The sequence below is a fragment of the Halomonas sp. AOP30-A1-24 genome (genome assembly GCF_052378165.1).
Lineage (GTDB): Bacteria > Pseudomonadota > Gammaproteobacteria > Pseudomonadales > Halomonadaceae > Vreelandella > Vreelandella citrativorans.
This window is the reverse complement of record NZ_JBQSXL010000008.1, coordinates 104,693-119,213: the sequence shown is the minus strand read 5'-3', so window position 1 is coordinate 119,213 and position 14,521 is coordinate 104,693. Positions and strand designations below refer to the sequence as shown.

The 14,521-nt window shown below is 51.2% G+C and carries 11 protein-coding genes; 3 read left to right on the top strand and 8 right to left on the bottom strand.

Going from position 1 to position 14,521, the window contains the following annotated elements; translation table 11 throughout:
• Positions 1 to 276: 276 nt before the first annotated feature.
• Positions 277 to 1,308: an OmpA family protein gene (locus tag ACT3TJ_RS06630; protein ID WP_193057250.1), complete on the bottom strand. Its 1,032-nt coding sequence runs from the start codon at positions 1,306 to 1,308 to the stop codon at positions 277 to 279.
• A gap of 107 nt (positions 1,309 to 1,415) precedes the next feature.
• Here ACT3TJ_RS06630 and ACT3TJ_RS06625 point away from each other — a divergent pair, with 107 nt between their 5' ends.
• From ACT3TJ_RS06625 to ACT3TJ_RS06615, 3 genes are all read left to right on the top strand, one after another.
• Complete coding sequence (locus ACT3TJ_RS06625; RefSeq protein ID WP_319643864.1) at positions 1,416 to 2,153, top strand: hypothetical protein; 738 nt, start codon at positions 1,416 to 1,418, stop codon at positions 2,151 to 2,153.
• Positions 2,154 to 2,157: 4 nt separating this feature from the next.
• Positions 2,158 to 2,745, top strand: coding sequence for a FlgO family outer membrane protein (locus ACT3TJ_RS06620; protein ID WP_193057249.1), 588 nt, complete (start codon positions 2,158 to 2,160; stop codon positions 2,743 to 2,745).
• A gap of 99 nt (positions 2,746 to 2,844) precedes the next feature.
• Positions 2,845 to 3,846 carry a glycosyltransferase family 9 protein gene (locus tag ACT3TJ_RS06615; protein WP_193057248.1) on the top strand — a complete coding sequence of 334 codons (1,002 nt, stop codon included), beginning with the start codon at positions 2,845 to 2,847 and terminating at the stop codon, positions 3,844 to 3,846.
• A gap of 140 nt (positions 3,847 to 3,986) precedes the next feature.
• Here the strand turns inward: ACT3TJ_RS06615 and glyA are convergent, their stop codons facing one another.
• From glyA to ACT3TJ_RS06580, 7 genes are all read right to left on the bottom strand, one after another.
• Positions 3,987 to 5,252, bottom strand: coding sequence for a serine hydroxymethyltransferase (gene glyA, locus ACT3TJ_RS06610; RefSeq protein WP_193057253.1), 1,266 nt, complete (start codon positions 5,250 to 5,252; stop codon positions 3,987 to 3,989).
• A gap of 90 nt (positions 5,253 to 5,342) precedes the next feature.
• Positions 5,343 to 6,593 carry an O-antigen ligase family protein gene (locus ACT3TJ_RS06605; protein WP_193057247.1) on the bottom strand — a complete coding sequence of 417 codons (1,251 nt, stop codon included), beginning with the start codon at positions 6,591 to 6,593 and terminating at the stop codon, positions 5,343 to 5,345.
• A 222-nt stretch (positions 6,594 to 6,815) separates the two neighbouring features.
• Positions 6,816 to 8,315 (bottom strand): M14 family zinc carboxypeptidase, encoded by a 1,500-nt coding sequence (locus tag ACT3TJ_RS06600; RefSeq protein WP_193057246.1) that lies wholly within the window; start codon positions 8,313 to 8,315, stop codon positions 6,816 to 6,818.
• 287 nt (positions 8,316 to 8,602) lie between these two features.
• The gene (locus ACT3TJ_RS06595) at positions 8,603 to 8,815 is read right to left on the bottom strand and encodes a DUF6447 family protein (RefSeq protein ID WP_193057245.1); all 213 of its coding nucleotides are present in this window, start codon (positions 8,813 to 8,815) and stop codon (positions 8,603 to 8,605) included.
• A gap of 79 nt (positions 8,816 to 8,894) precedes the next feature.
• Entirely contained in the window at positions 8,895 to 9,476 is a 582-nt protein-coding gene (locus ACT3TJ_RS06590) for a hypothetical protein (RefSeq protein WP_193057244.1), read from the bottom strand.
• 146 nt (positions 9,477 to 9,622) lie between these two features.
• Positions 9,623 to 10,372 carry a SapC family protein gene (locus tag ACT3TJ_RS06585; RefSeq protein WP_193057243.1) on the bottom strand — a complete coding sequence of 250 codons (750 nt, stop codon included), beginning with the start codon at positions 10,370 to 10,372 and terminating at the stop codon, positions 9,623 to 9,625.
• 136 nt (positions 10,373 to 10,508) lie between these two features.
• On the bottom strand, positions 10,509 to 13,967 hold the full coding sequence (locus ACT3TJ_RS06580) for a DUF4214 domain-containing protein (RefSeq protein WP_193057242.1): 3,459 nt from the start codon (positions 13,965 to 13,967) through the stop codon (positions 10,509 to 10,511).
• Positions 13,968 to 14,521 lie beyond the last annotated feature (554 nt).

Genomic DNA, 14,521 nt, shown 5'->3' with positions numbered 1-14,521 from the left:
CATCAAGCTTCCAGGGGGTGGGCGAGCATTAGCCTGCCCCACAATTTATTTAAGCAGTATTTGAAGCAGCGCCAGCTAAACGCACTGTTATGATGTATTTCAGCAAGATTATAAAAACGTGAGCCTTGTCAAAACGTTTAAGCCGACTTTAAACGCTTGGAAAAACCTACACTACAACTATACTTAAATTGTACTCGCTAGCAATTCCCCCCTCCCCTGAGGCTAGCGAGCTACTTCGAGCCAAGCTCTTTTGCCCGCCCACCCCGGCGGGCTTTTTTACTCAATATGAATGACGACTTCGACGCGTCGATTGCGTGACCGACCTTCTGGCGTGCTGTTATCTTCAAGTGGCTGAGTAGCGGCGAGCCCAACCGCTCTTAGGCGCTCAGGCGCGACGCCTTCCGCTTCTAGTGCTTCGACAATAGCAATGGCCCGTGCACTGGAGAGTGCCCAGTTTGAAGAAAACTCCTCGGTGCTAATACTCTGGCTGTCTGAGTGGCCCTCTACCCATACCTCCCCTTCGTATCGCTGAATGGTTTCCAGCAGGCTGCCGACCAGTGAGCTTCCTCCACTGGTGAGCTGTGCCTCAGCGGAAGGGAACAGCAGTTGATCCTGAACGCGTAAACTAATCCCCTCCGCCACCCGGGAAACCTCAACACCTTCCAGGTCGGGCAAATAGGGGGAGACATCAACACGCTCGACCAGGGAGGCCTGAAGTACCTGGGCACTATTGATCGCATCCATGGATACTTCCTGAACATTCACCGGGGGGTGGTCTGTCAGTAGCACCATATAATCGGCCAAGGGCGTCGCTAATGCCTCATCATCCGTGCGCATTAACAGCGTAGGCAGCTCCACAGGAGGCATCCACGCTAACGGTTCAGCAACCTCTTCTGGCGGTATAACCTCCACAGGGGCAAGTGCCAGCAGTGGCGGCGGCGCTTCGGGTGTAGCCTCAGGTTCAGCAATACGACTGGGCAACCCGGCAACGCCAAGTGCCGCGCTCAGCGCGTAAGGGTCCAGCCCTCGCCGCCACGCTTCAATAGTGCGCTGTTGCCGTGCATCTTCTATTGGCTCTGGAAGCGGTATGTTAAGTGTAAGATCTGACGTTTGAGCCGCCTCTTCTGAGGATGCTTGAAACAGTTCAGGTGCCTTGGCACCCGCTGCCGCCACAATAATGACAAATAGCGCCACCAGCAGCGTCATAATATCGATGTAGCTAATCATCCATCCGCTACCACTTTCATCGGCAGGATAGGCGGACATTAGCGTATCATGGCGCGAGCCGCCGCGATGGTCTTCAAGCATGCGTGTTATCGCTCATTCAAGTTTTCAATCCCGTGGCCGATGGTTACCAAGCATGGTAAAACTAGACAAGTCTATCAAAGACCCTATGACACGATAAGGAACCTCTGGTGCAGAGCTGCTTAAGCCATTTACTAACGCCCCCATTATTCCGTATTGCCTGTGCAGGGTTTGCAAGCTTACTGCTAAGCGGCTGCTTCTATGCCAACACCTCGCAGGCCCCCATCGCCACCACCTATCCCTATACTGAGCAGCAACGTATGCAGGCCGCTCACCACTGGGAAGTACTGGCGCGCTATGAAACCAACCGCATTCTACAGCGTGAGCGCGTGCGTTTTCGGGATTTATATATCACCGAGCCTGACCACCAAAGCCTGAGTACGTATAGCGGCGGCGAATTTGAACGCGGTTTTCGCACGCTACTAACCAGCGAGCTCGTTTCGCGTGGCGCCAACCTCACTACGCTGCCAACGGCCAACACCGCCGATGTCCATATCGGCGTGGAAGTAGTTGAACACCGAGACCGGGGCTTTATTCGCCCGCCAGTCGGTACCTTTACAGCCCTAACAGCAGGCATTGCGGTCGCGACTATCCCCTATAACCACTGGGCAGAACCCGCGCTTGGATTAATACCCGCCGGGATTGCTGCCGACGCCGTTAGCGGTAGCTGGACCTCTACAGGCAATGAAGAGGTTATTATCACCATTCAGATAACCGACGATGAGCGTATTCTTTACTCCTCATCGAATATCTATTACATCAATGCAGGCGACCGCCGCCAATATGCGCCGCATCGCGTTCCGCAAGCACCGGCTGTCCCCTCTATCCCGGTAACAGGTACCTGGTAACGCCATGCATTTCATATCGTCGACATCACCGCATCCGCACACGTTTCTAGCGACTAGCCGCCTGTTATTGATGGGCCTTTTGCTGCTTTTCATAGCGGGCTGTGCCACGAACAGTGCTAACAGCAAGCCGCGCCCGCCAGAGCCCGACCTTTCTGAGCTGGCGCATAAAGCTGCTCAACAGATGGTGGCTGGCAACCCAGATATCACGCGCTACAACCCCATGATTGCCGCGACCTTTGTCAACATCGACAACCTCACGCAATCCTCCACGTTTGGGCGTATCAGCTCGGAAATCATGGCCTCGGCCCTTGCGCAGCAGGGCATGCAGGTGCGTGAAGTCAAAATGCGCCACAGCATGTTTATTGAGGAGAAAGTGGGCGAGTTGATCCTTTCTCGCGAGGTACAGAGCTTAAGCTCACAATATAATGCACGCTCTATTTTGATGGGCACCTATGCCCAAGGGCAGGATTACCTCTACGTAAGCACACGTGTCGTACGTTCAAGCGATGCCATGGTATTGGGCAGTGCAGATTTTCAAGTAAAGCTGGATAATAACATGCGTAGCTTGCTGGAAGGCCAAGGGGGCTGGTAAACGCGCCCATAGTGAACACTCACTATGGGCCACCTACTCAACTGCCCTGTATGTCTCACCGGCAATGTCGTTTTAATCGTTATTATCAGGCCCTGCAGTATGAAGATATGGAAAGATAAGTCAGGTTATTTCAAGAAAAAATCTCTACAGTGGGCCAACCAAACACGCCATGAGGATATCCAGCGTGTTTTAGTGATACGCCAATGTGCTTTTGGCGACTATATGGCGGCCCGTCCCTTCCTGGTTGAATTAAAAAGGACCTTTACTAACGCGCACGTGACGCTGGCAACCACCCGCAAATACCGCTATGCCGTGCCTGAAGACCTGGTCGATGACATTTTCATCCATGACACATCAACCGGCATTCAAGAACAGTACAAATCGCTTACAACGCTTGGTAAGTTCGATATTGTGTTTGACCTTGCGGATACTTCTCGCTCAAGGGCACTCACACTATTGAGCAGTGCGCATTTAAAAATGGGGTTTCCATATCGCCCCTGGTACAACCGCTGGCTGTATGACGTTACTCTGCCCCGCTCAAACTACCATTACGAAGCCGAGGTCTTACTCGACTTCTTAAGCGTATTCGGCAACCAGCCCTCGTACCCGCTCGATTTTGCGCTGCCCGTTCACTCCCCAAGCGAGAGTGCTCGCGCTATCTACTATTTCCCCTTTGCGTCTGGAACCAATAAATCTGTTCCACAGGACGTATGGAAGGCGCTTATGTTACGCACTGCCTCACAGTTTCCTGATTATCAGCATATTTTGCTGGAAGGGGCCAACGAGAGTGAAAAAGGGGATTTCCTGCTCGCCGAGGCCGCGCAGCACGCCAACATTACGATCCAGCACAAACTCCCCCTAGAGGAGCTTACGCACACCATGGCCCAAGCAGATTTACTTGTTTGCGGCGATACGGGCGTAAGAAACCTGGCACTGGCCACGCACACGCCCACCTTGGGCATTTTTTATTCGACGCTGCCTTACCGCTATTGGCCCAGGTACGAGCCACAACATACGTGTTTATTTAACCAGGATGGGCGCATCCCTGACGTTGATCAAATTCTCGAAGCGATGGCGTCGTTTATCCCTCGCCCTGAGTAATCAGGCATCATTTCACTTTTACGCGTCGCTAAAACCAAAAGGCCTACACGATTTAACGTGCAGGCCTTTTTTCAGATATGGCGTGAATTGGTGAGCCTTACGGGCTAACCAGGCACTTCACGCAACCCCTTATCACAACGTTACTTATAAACCGGGAAGCGGCCGCAAACTTCTGCCACTTTCTCTGCCACTTGAGCCTCAATGGCGCCGGTGTCTTCGCCTTTGGCCAGCACATCCAGGATGTCACAGATCCAGCCTGCAAGCTGACGGCACTCTTCTTCACCGAAACCACGTGTAGTCACCGCTGGCGTACCGATACGCAGGCCTGAGGTAACAAACGGGCTTTGCGGGTCGTTAGGCACGGCGTTTTTGTTAACAGTGATATGGGCACGGCCTAGTGCCGCATCAGCATCTTTACCGGTCACGCCCTGCTTGATTAATGAGAGCAGGAAGAGATGGTCTTCGGTACCGCCGGAAACGATATCAAAGCCTCGCTCCATAAACACACCGGCCATTACCTTAGCATTTTTAACGACCTGCTGCTGGTAGGCTTTAAACTCAGGCGACATGGCTTCTTTGAAGCAGACCGCTTTTGCCGCAATCGCGTGCATTAACGGGCCGCCCTGACCGCCGGGGAAGACGGCAGACTGCAGCTTTTTCTCAATGTCGGCATCATTTTCAGCCGACAGAATCACGCCACTACGCGGACCACGCAGCGTTTTGTGTGTCGTTGAAGTGACCACATGAGCATGAGGCAAGGGGCTTGGGTAAACGCCCGCGGCGACCAGACCCGCCACGTGTGCCATATCAACCAATAAGTAAGCGCCTACTTCGTCAGCGATTTCGCGGAATTTGGCCCAATCGACAATTTGTGAGTAGGCAGAGAAACCGGCAATGATCATTTTCGGCTTGTGTTCACGGGCCAATTCAGCTACTTGATCATAATCGATCAGGCCTTGCTCCTTTAGGCCGTACTGAACCGCATTGTACTGCTTGCCAGAGAAGCTAGGCTTGGCGCCGTGGGTCAAGTGACCGCCTGCGTCCAGGCTCATGCCTAAAATGGTGTCGCCCGGCTTAACCAGCGCTAAAAATACCGCGCTGTTGGCCTGGGAGCCGGAGTGCGGCTGCACGTTCACGTAGGTGGCGCCAAACAGCTCTTTTGCGTAGTCAATCGCGAGGTTTTCAGCGATATCGACAAACTCGCAGCCGCCATAGTAGCGCTTGCCCGGATAACCTTCAGCGTATTTGTTGGTCAGCTGGCTACCTTGCGCTTCCATTACGCGGGGGCTTGCGTAGTTTTCGGAAGCAATTAATTCAATGTGCGCTTCTTGACGGGCCACTTCTTTCTGCATGGCGTCAAACAGCGCATCATCAAATCCGGCAATTGTCATATCGCGGCTGAACATTGGCGGGAAACCTCGTAGATAAGGATCGTTCATGAAAGAAATCAGACTGCTATCATAACGCAGCCTGAGGTGACTTTCATCGCATCCGCGTCAGGTACTGCATGAATACCGTTCATCACGGGTTGCCCGATTTTGTGCGCTATAGACACCCCATAGCACAGCGAGCCAGAACGCATAGAACATGGCGCCACTGTTATGCGCAAAAAAAGTTTGTGAGAGGCCAAAATCTATATAAGCAACGGACAATAACGTGCCCGCTACGGCCAACGCCCGAATTTCAAGGTTGGAATGCTGCAAACCGGAGGCAAACATGCGCAGTGGCACTAAATACAAACATAGTAATGCGGCCACCCCGAATACCCCACGCTTAGCAAACGCATCAATAAGGTCATTGTGTGCATGATCAAACGTAGAAGCAGCTAATGAAATATCACCTTCCTCGCTCAGTTTGTGCATAGCGGCCTGGTACCCGGCCTCCCCCCAGCCTAATAAAGGACGCTCTGCGATCAACTGCGCTGCCCCTTGCCACATTTCAAAACGAAGCCCAAGCGAGGTATCCCTTTCTTCTCCCGTGACATAACTGCTGATATCACTGACAGCCTCGTGTACTCGCTTCTGCAAACCGGCCTCAGGCAACATATAAAGCGTTGCAAGAAGCAGTGTTACAAAACCGGCCACGCTGAGTTTAACGCGCACAGAAAAACAGTGGCCATAGCTGCGGTACAGCACCAGGCCTATAATGGGCAAGCCGACCCACCCTCCTCGGCTACCCGAAAATAACGACCCCAACATGCCGCAAAGCGCGCCGGTTAATAAGAGCGCCATCCACGTATAACGAAAGCGCTGCACAGTAGCCCAGCCCAGGCCTGCCAGGCACAACACTCCCATTAGCATACTTAGATTGCCAAACTGTATGGGATGCAGAAACCCATCCGCCCGCCCAACGCCTTCAATGAATTTTTGCCAAGCAGCCAATGCCCCGGCGCCCATTGCACCGACTGCAATACCCGACCATAGCCACGACAAGCGCGGAGGTACACGTAGAATCAACAGCAATACGGGGACCGCCAATAAAAAACGCACCGGGCGGTCAAGCTCGCGCATACTCAGCTCAAGCAGAGAAAACATGCCCACGACAAGGCCATAACCACTCAATGCAGCTATCACCCATAGGTCTCGCCGCGCAAGCTTGTATGGTAGAGGCTTAACCAACAGTAGCCCGCTGAGCAACAATAGCATTGCAGGGCCAATTGAATAGCCCGAGGGCACAATTAGCGCCAAAGCACCCATTAAAAACACGATGCCACTTGCCACTTGGTACAGAGGCTTTGTAACGACCATTTAACGCTTCCAGCAGACAATAAACAGCGAAGATAGTAGCACAACTCTCCAAGAGGGCTCGGAGGCGCCCATATTGCCCAAGCCCCATCTAATGCCTCCTTGTTGGGTAACTCTCCGACAGAAGCTGGGCCAGTGTGCACATACGCGGCAAGGTTCCAGGAATGAAAAACGCCCTCACTGTTCAATGAGGGCGTTTCAGTCAGGTAGAAGCTACAACACCTGCTATGCGGCTAGAAATTCCGATGATAGCGGCTCAGCAACGCCGGTCACCGGCACTGCGTCAAGGTCGAGCATGTTTTGCGTGTTATTGACAGCAGCGACATCGACTTCCCCCTCGACCTCTTCGGCATAAAGCTCATCAAAGGGCGTGCGCTCACCCCGCTCTGGGAGCAATAGCGCTAGCTCTGGGTCAATGGTTTCAAAACCATCCTTACCAAGCGCCTGCATGACGCCGACCATGCTCAGAACCCCCTCAAGGGTTAACGCGCTTGCTACGGCATCAAAATCAAGCGCTAATCCTTCCAGCGCTTTTAGCTCAAACTCTTCAAGCCCACGCTGTTCTATTAAAAGCGCCGGCGTACCATCCATCGCTATACCATTACGGCCTATATTCGCCGCATCGCCGCCAGGAAATAAAGAGAGATAGCCGTAATCGAACAGTTCAACGCCCTGGGAAAGTGCTATAGCCGCCTGCTGAGCGGTGCCCGTGACAGAAGGCTCGACACCGTCATTGGTTGGCCAAAGAATCGACATTGTCTCCAGCTCGCCCGTCTCATTGAGGTAGTTATTCTGGTTGTGATAATCAAGGATCAAGTCTGGCTGAAACGCTTCCAGTACGTTGCGTACGGCCAGGGTTTCAGGAATTAACGCCGGATCGAATGCTTCATCCGAATCCCAGGTACGGTTGAGATCAATATCCGCTGAGTTACGACGCGGGTCCAGGGTTGTCTCTGGGTCGCTGTTACCAGCAACCAACTGTTCCCAACGCTCAAAACCGTCGGGATTAACCCTGGGCATAACGGTCAATGTGACCTGCTCTCGCAACGATTGCGCTGCCTCACTGTCGCCACTCATCCACTCTAGCAGATGCATCGCCGACTCCGTTCCCACAGGCTCGTCACCGTGCTGCTGGGTCACAACCATTAACTTATGCGAGCCTTCGCCTACCGTTGCGCTATATAACGGACGCCCCTCTACAGACTCGCCTGCCTGCGCCAAGCTTAACGTATCATACGTCGCCGCCAACGCTTCCAGGTCCTGATAAAGCTGCTGGTTTGACCTGAAGCCCTCCTGGACTAACGTTTGCTGGGGGTCGTAGTCTTCACTTGAAACGCTTGAGGAGTAGAACTCTGCCACCGAGGCGTAGGCGTTTAATGCCTCGGCATCGGTGTCTTTCGCAAAGCTAATCATATCAAGCAAAATCGCCTGAGCAGAGTGACCATTTTGAGCCTGCTCAGACCAATAGGACACCCCTTCAGCTTCTGCCTCACGTGCGAACAAGCGCTGGTATACCTCATTGACCCAGCCGTTATCCTCAAGTTGAACAAGTACTTCACGCTGTGAAGCAAACTCTTCAGACTGCAGCATCTGCTCGGCGATGCCTTCAAGCGTTAACGTATCGGTATTCAACTTATCGAACCAGTAAGCAAACCCTTCCGGATCGGCGGCCCGGCCAAACATTGCCAAATAGTACGATTGCAACTGCTGTGATGGCGTTAGCATTTTTGTCTCCTGACATCATCCATTACATTCCCTGTCGCCTGTCAGCCACAACGCTACTTAAATGGCAGTCTCTTCGTACCGCTCACTCAAAGCCGTGCTTGCGTATCGTCGCTTAACCAACAGCTGATTCAGCTATAGCTTAGTTCTTGTGGCTGTGTCAATGAATTACCCCGTGGGCGCTACCAATATAGAAAGGTTATAACATTCCACTTGTCTCGCCATAAAAAGCACGGCTAAAAAGCCGTGCTCACATCAACCCTGCTGCTTCTTTACAAACACACTCACCTTTAGTGCGTTTTTTTCTCAGGCAGCTCATCCTTCAGCGCATTCGCATAAGCAGTGCGTGCTGTTTGAGCAATCGCTAACAGCTGGTTTAAACGCTGAATTTCCTGATCCGTTACACGAAGATTAATCAGTTGATTCCGCGCATTCTCAGATAGATCAGATAGAATATACTCATGCCCATCAATCGTGACATATTGAGTTTCATCTTTTGCCATACTAGGCTCCCTGTCAATTAATCATAAAATATCAGTTACATAGTGTAGCAGTTTTGGTGTCATCAAGCTGCCTTCACAACTATAATGCGCCCATACTACTTCGAGCTTCCAACGCACTTAACAAAGCTTCAACATTAGCATTTTCGGGTAAGCGCTGGGATGCCCGCGTAGGGTGACGTAATGCATATTCTTTTAACGTTTTGGCCGGTAACGCGTCAGATAATGCCTTGACCCTGCTCCGCCAGACAAACAGGTGTTGTGTCGAGTGGCTCTTCAAGCACACCTCTCCCCAGCCACAGAAGCCATAACCTTTTACATATATCAGTAGGCAGTCACCCTCGCGGCAACGTTCACTCGCGTCGAAGTCACGCATCAACAGTGGAACATTTTCGGCTGTCCATGACTGCTGCGCCCACTCAGGGGATGTCATCTGCCAGTAATAGCGCCGTACTGTGGGAGGCTGCCGAACTGGCAGTGCTTGGCTCAAACTACCCAGGCAATGCTTTCGAGCCACTGTGTAGTAGGCCAACTGATCTTTCAACTGCGCAATATGTGCATCCACCCGCTCTAAATTCATCAACTGCTGACGGGCCCCTGAGCTTAACGCCCAGGTAGGGTACCGGCGACCTCCCACTACAACGCTTTTGGGCAGCGTAGACATTATGCTCCACTCTCGTTGCGATAAATAAGCGCGCTATTCTACTGAATTCGCATCATGCGGTAAAAACTGTTTTGCTTAATTTGGCAGCTAACGCGAGCAACAGCTGAAGAATGCAACCTCATTCGCATGGGCTGAGTAGACAGCAATTAAAAATCAAACCGCAAATCATCGTCATTATCTGCAAATAGCTCATCAATAGACTCGGGCACACTTAGCTTGGCGTGTAACTCTGAACGTTGAGAAAGCTGCTCATGCTGAGCCATAGAAAACAGCTGTCCATACGCTAGAGCAAGAGGTACGCCCTGCAACTGATAAAAATCTGCCTCCGATAACTTATTCAGCATTTCTTCATTAATTTGATATAGGCCAATAGCGTTAGGCCCATCCTTACCAGTTTGCCACGGCTGCAAAACACCCGACTCGGCTAGCCGTTGGCATGCCTCATCTGTTTGCTGTCGGTTCTTTTCACACTCACCTAAAAAACTCAATTGTTGGGCTACCGCGTTATTAAGCTCGCCTGAATCATCAAATAAAGGCTCTCCTGCTTCATGCGACAAGTGATCGGTATGAACCTGTAAGACCATTTCTCCGGTTGTTTCTTGCTTGGCAAGCCCAAACGGATACCCACGAAACACGGCAGGAACATAGACCCCTAACCAGCGGCTGTCTTCAGGATGTATATAGTGATGTGAGGACTCACCTTGACCAAGCAGCGCAACCAAGGTAAACCGCTCCCCACGCTTGATAAAGCCCATCACGAACTGAGTGGCCGCTTGCCTCAGTTCGCCAGCCAGAATTGGCACAACTGCATGAGTGGCAGTAAAGCGATAGTTTTGGCGCGGCAAATAAAAGAGGTCTGAGTGCTGCTGGCGCGAAAGAGTAACCCATTTAGACATGCTGACTCCCCCTATTAAAAGAAAAACCCCAATCCGAAGATTGGGGTTTTGTTTTCCTAATAGACAATCTTAAAAAATCATCGATAGGAAGCTGGTTGTCAAAAAGAATCCAATGACAACCAGTATTTCTCAACGATTAAGCAAGGTCAACCGCAGATGCATCAACAGTGTTACCAAAATCAACGGTGCCAACCAGCTCTGCACCAGTGAACTCATTGGCGGTATTGGCGTCGTTGACACCAGAACCGGTCAGTTCGAACACTTTGTACTCACCAGCGTTGTTGTTATTTTCGATCATAACAATCGCATTGATGGAGTTACCAACAAGGCCAGTAATATCAGCAGAAACGTCGAGAGTGGTAGACTGCAGGCTACCGTAGTCAGCACTGTTTCCACCATTCTGGATAGCAGTCAGCAAGTTCTCAGCAGTCAGGTTACCCCAAGTCTGGCCAGAGTTATTACCAGTGCCGGCAACAAAGTCGTTCAGCGTAATCACGTTGTTAGCTGTAACAATACCGCCACCGTTAGAACCAACTGTTGCGAACGCGTCACGAGATTCAGCAGAAGTGCTGCCGCCTTGGAACTGCTCGTTAGTCAGGTAGGCAGTGAAGTCTAAAACATCAGCGCCAGCACTGGTGCCATCGGCGTCAAAGTTAACAATGGTGTTACGGCCAAAGTCATTTTCAAAAACAACGGTCTCATTGCTGTTAGCGTCGGTAGATAGAACGATGACATCCCGTCCAGCGCCCGCATTAACAATGTTGCCAGTGTTGTTGTTGGTAGAGGCCGAACCAGTCAGATCAGCACCATTGTCAGTAGCCAGAACACCACCACCTGTACCGATACCTTCAATAGTATCAACAGCGGTCCTGGAGCCAGTCAACACTGCTTGCAGATTGGCATCAGTACCGTCAAAGCTAGAGTCATTAGCTTCTTGGCGAATGGCAGTTTCCAGACGACCTTTATCGGAAGAGCTCATGCCACTTACACCGGCAGGAAGCATCGTGATTTGCAGGTCTTCAGCGGCAAACGTGCCATCAACCAGTGAGCGAATTACCAGACTGTTATCAGGACCGTTCTCAGCAACCAACAGTTTGCTCAGAACGTTGTGGTTGTTAACCACTTGCATGATGGCAGCATTAACGTCGTTCTGGTCACCGAAGATACGGTCTCCCAGAATGTCGTTCATGTTGATAACGCCTTCAAAACCATTTCCAAAGGCAGCAGCAGCACCACTAGTAACTTCACCACCGGTTTGTGCACCGGCTAAAGTAACAGTCAGCTGGGCACCAAACAGTACCGCAGGAATGTCATTACCAGCAGGCGTCGTTTGGCCGGAAGACAGGCCAGCGATAGTACCGCGCAGATCAGTGAACTCTGTATTAGCAGCATTCACCAGCCAAGTTGCGCCTAGATCACTATTCATCTGAGACAAGCCACTGTTATCAGTGTAGATAACGTCGTTGCCAGTACCGGTAGTGATAGATACACCACCTGCACCTTCAGTCCAGACAGTATTATTGTCGCTGCCTGCATTGATGGTAACGTTTGGCTGCAGATCTTGCTGGTTCAGCAAGTTGTTGCCTAAAGTGTTCTCGGAAATAGTGTGAATGGTGTCATCACCCGCACCCGTGTTAATTCCCAGCGAGAAACCGTTGAACTCAGCTGCTTTATCAAGTGAGTAGGTAACATTAATAGTATCGCTACTACCCGCTTCGTTAGCTGTGTTGTAAACGTGGGCACGCGCGTCAGCATTCGGTTCCCAGTCATCGCCAAAGTTATCGGAGCCAGCGTTATCGAGGCCAGCTAAACCGTTAACAGCCAAGTTGGCACCTTCAAATGCAGTCGCATCGAAGTTGTGGACATTGCCAACATTCGCGATGGATAGGTCGCCCTGGGCAGCGCCAGAAGTAACTTCAATTTGCTCGAAGGCAACTTTAGTTTCGGTGTTGTTAACGACTCCGTGGCCCATACCGTAGGCAGAGAACACATTGTCAACTTTGCTGCTACGGTCTACTTCCAGGTTCAGTTTTTCAATTACTGTGCCTGAATTAGACATACCACCAATGGTCACGTCACCAGCTTCGGAACCACGACCAGCGTTGTCAAGAACAAGGTTGGTTTCGATCAGGTTGCTGCTAACAGCAGGATCAACAGGCTGGGCATTACCTGCTACCAGGAAGCCGTCCGCTACCGGCTCAATAGCTGACTGAGTAAAGTTCACGTTACTGAACTCGTTACCGGCAGCATCAGTGATCAGGATTTCTTGTGCAGTGAACGGCAAGTTAACAGTGTTACCAGCCACCGTTACTTGCTCGTAAGGGGTTGACAAAGCAACTTCCACGTCGCTCTGGCCGGCTTCAGCTAACTCAGCGCGCAGCGCTTCTACCAGACCAGCATAAGTGCCGTCAGTAGAGCGAATGCCATCAAGTGTTACCGTCTCACCGCCAAGATCGAAGCTCAGGTTGAGGTCAACATTCGCTAGCGGCGTAGTGGGAGTTTCGGTGCTAACATCAGCAATACGAACCAGCAGCTGAGAGTTCAACTGGGTAGCCGGTGCACGAACCAGAGATTGGCTTTCGAACATGGCACGCAGGCCAGAGTCGAAATCCACGTCACGCATACCGAATGTCACGTCTTTGGTGATATTCAGATTGCTGCCGTTCAGATTGACGCCTGAGAACGTCATATCGCTGCGGCTAAAGTCGGACCAGTATTGCTCAACGTTTTCCATGCGAGTAACGTCGAGAGTGGCGTTACCACCATCGGTAGAGTTGCTTTGCAACGCCTCGATGTATACTTCCTGGATGTTTTGAGTAATAGGACGTGGGGCTTGTGTCGTACCGTCATCAACTTCATTGTCGTTGATCAAAGAAGCTTCAATCGTGTTGCGACCACCAGCACCGTCCAAACGGTCGCCAGTAGAAAGGGCGTTAGAAATCGCGCCGTTCTGGTTCTGGCCTACGTCACCTACGAAGGTGTCGTCGTTAGCAGTACCAGTCACGTTATCGCGACCTTCAGTCAGGACGAAAGTTTCGCCCGGAGTGGCCGGCACTTCAGGTTCAGTCGGCTCTTCGCCGCCCTGTGGGATACCCGCTACCGCGTCAGCAATCTGCTGTTCAGTAACGGCTGTTTCGCCAACGTTCGCCAAGAACTCAGCGGCATAATCAGCAGCATCGTTGCCTGCGTAATCGCTGCCAGCTGCTGCGGTAAACGCGTCAGCTGCCGCTACCTTATTGCTCAGTACAGTAGCGTCTTGAGCATCATCATTGGATGCATTTTCAACAATCGTTAATGCAATCGTCGCGAGGTCCAGCTCACCGCTTTCAAGCTTCTCGGCGTAGAAAACCAGACCGCCTTCATCGGCATCGCGATTGAATGCTTGCTGGTAAATGCTGTTAATCAGCTCTACCGAGCCAAGATCGCCAAAGCGAGCAACATACTCATCAGAGTTGCCGAATACGCTCACCACAGCTGCTGCGCCAGAAGCTTCAATTTCATCAGCCCAAAATTCGAGGCCTGCTTGATCGGCCGGACGACCGTAATAGGCTACGTAAAGCGTTTGAGCCAGATTTAAATTCTCTTGTGTTGCCATGGGACTATAGTCTCCTTGCTTAAAAAAGATACCACCCACAGTGGATGGTTCTTAGCGACCTTGAGCGCTCAAGGTAATCATTCTTGTTCCCTCGGTGCAATACAGTCGTTAGTTCGCATCAGGTGGCTAGCTAACAACACGTATTAACATTACCTAGCTGGAACAAGGGTAATGTAATAGCAGCGTTGATCATAAGTCAACATTCTTACCATCTATCAACATATTAAACATGATTAACAGAGGAAACAAAGAAGAATTGGCCTGTTTTTCTTCGCCCACTGCAATCCTTTTTTGAAGAAAACCTTTAAAAAACCTACAACTCAATGAGTTACAAAAAACGCCTTGTCAACCATGGCATGCTTTGTAAGAAATCTCTTACAAAGAAACGGGCGTTAACCATTATTCTATTGACCATAAATAAGCCGTTTTCCAAGACCAGAAATGGTTCGACCCAAGGGGGCATTTAAATAAGAACAACGCCGCAAAATGGAGCTTTTTACCCCTCATTACCCAGCCAGCCTGGCATCCATTGATTGACGTTCAGCCGCAGGTTG

Coding starts and splice junctions, on each gene's coding strand:
- ACT3TJ_RS06630 (WP_193057250.1), bottom strand. CDS start 1,308: ATGCTTGAAGACCATCGCGGCGGCTCGCGCCATGATACGCTAATGTCC.
- ACT3TJ_RS06620 (WP_193057249.1), top strand. CDS start 2,158: ATGCATTTCATATCGTCGACATCACCGCATCCGCACACGTTTCTAGCG.
- ACT3TJ_RS06615 (WP_193057248.1), top strand. CDS start 2,845: ATGAAGATATGGAAAGATAAGTCAGGTTATTTCAAGAAAAAATCTCTA.
- glyA (WP_193057253.1), bottom strand. CDS start 5,252: ATGTTCAGCCGCGATATGACAATTGCCGGATTTGATGATGCGCTGTTT.
- ACT3TJ_RS06605 (WP_193057247.1), bottom strand. CDS start 6,593: ATGGTCGTTACAAAGCCTCTGTACCAAGTGGCAAGTGGCATCGTGTTT.
- ACT3TJ_RS06600 (WP_193057246.1), bottom strand. CDS start 8,315: ATGCTAACGCCATCACAGCAGTTGCAATCGTACTATTTGGCAATGTTT.
- ACT3TJ_RS06595 (WP_193057245.1), bottom strand. CDS start 8,815: ATGGCAAAAGATGAAACTCAATATGTCACGATTGATGGGCATGAGTAT.
- ACT3TJ_RS06590 (WP_193057244.1), bottom strand. CDS start 9,476: ATGTCTACGCTGCCCAAAAGCGTTGTAGTGGGAGGTCGCCGGTACCCT.
- ACT3TJ_RS06585 (WP_193057243.1), bottom strand. CDS start 10,372: ATGTCTAAATGGGTTACTCTTTCGCGCCAGCAGCACTCAGACCTCTTT.
- ACT3TJ_RS06580 (WP_193057242.1), bottom strand. CDS start 13,967: ATGGCAACACAAGAGAATTTAAATCTGGCTCAAACGCTTTACGTAGCC.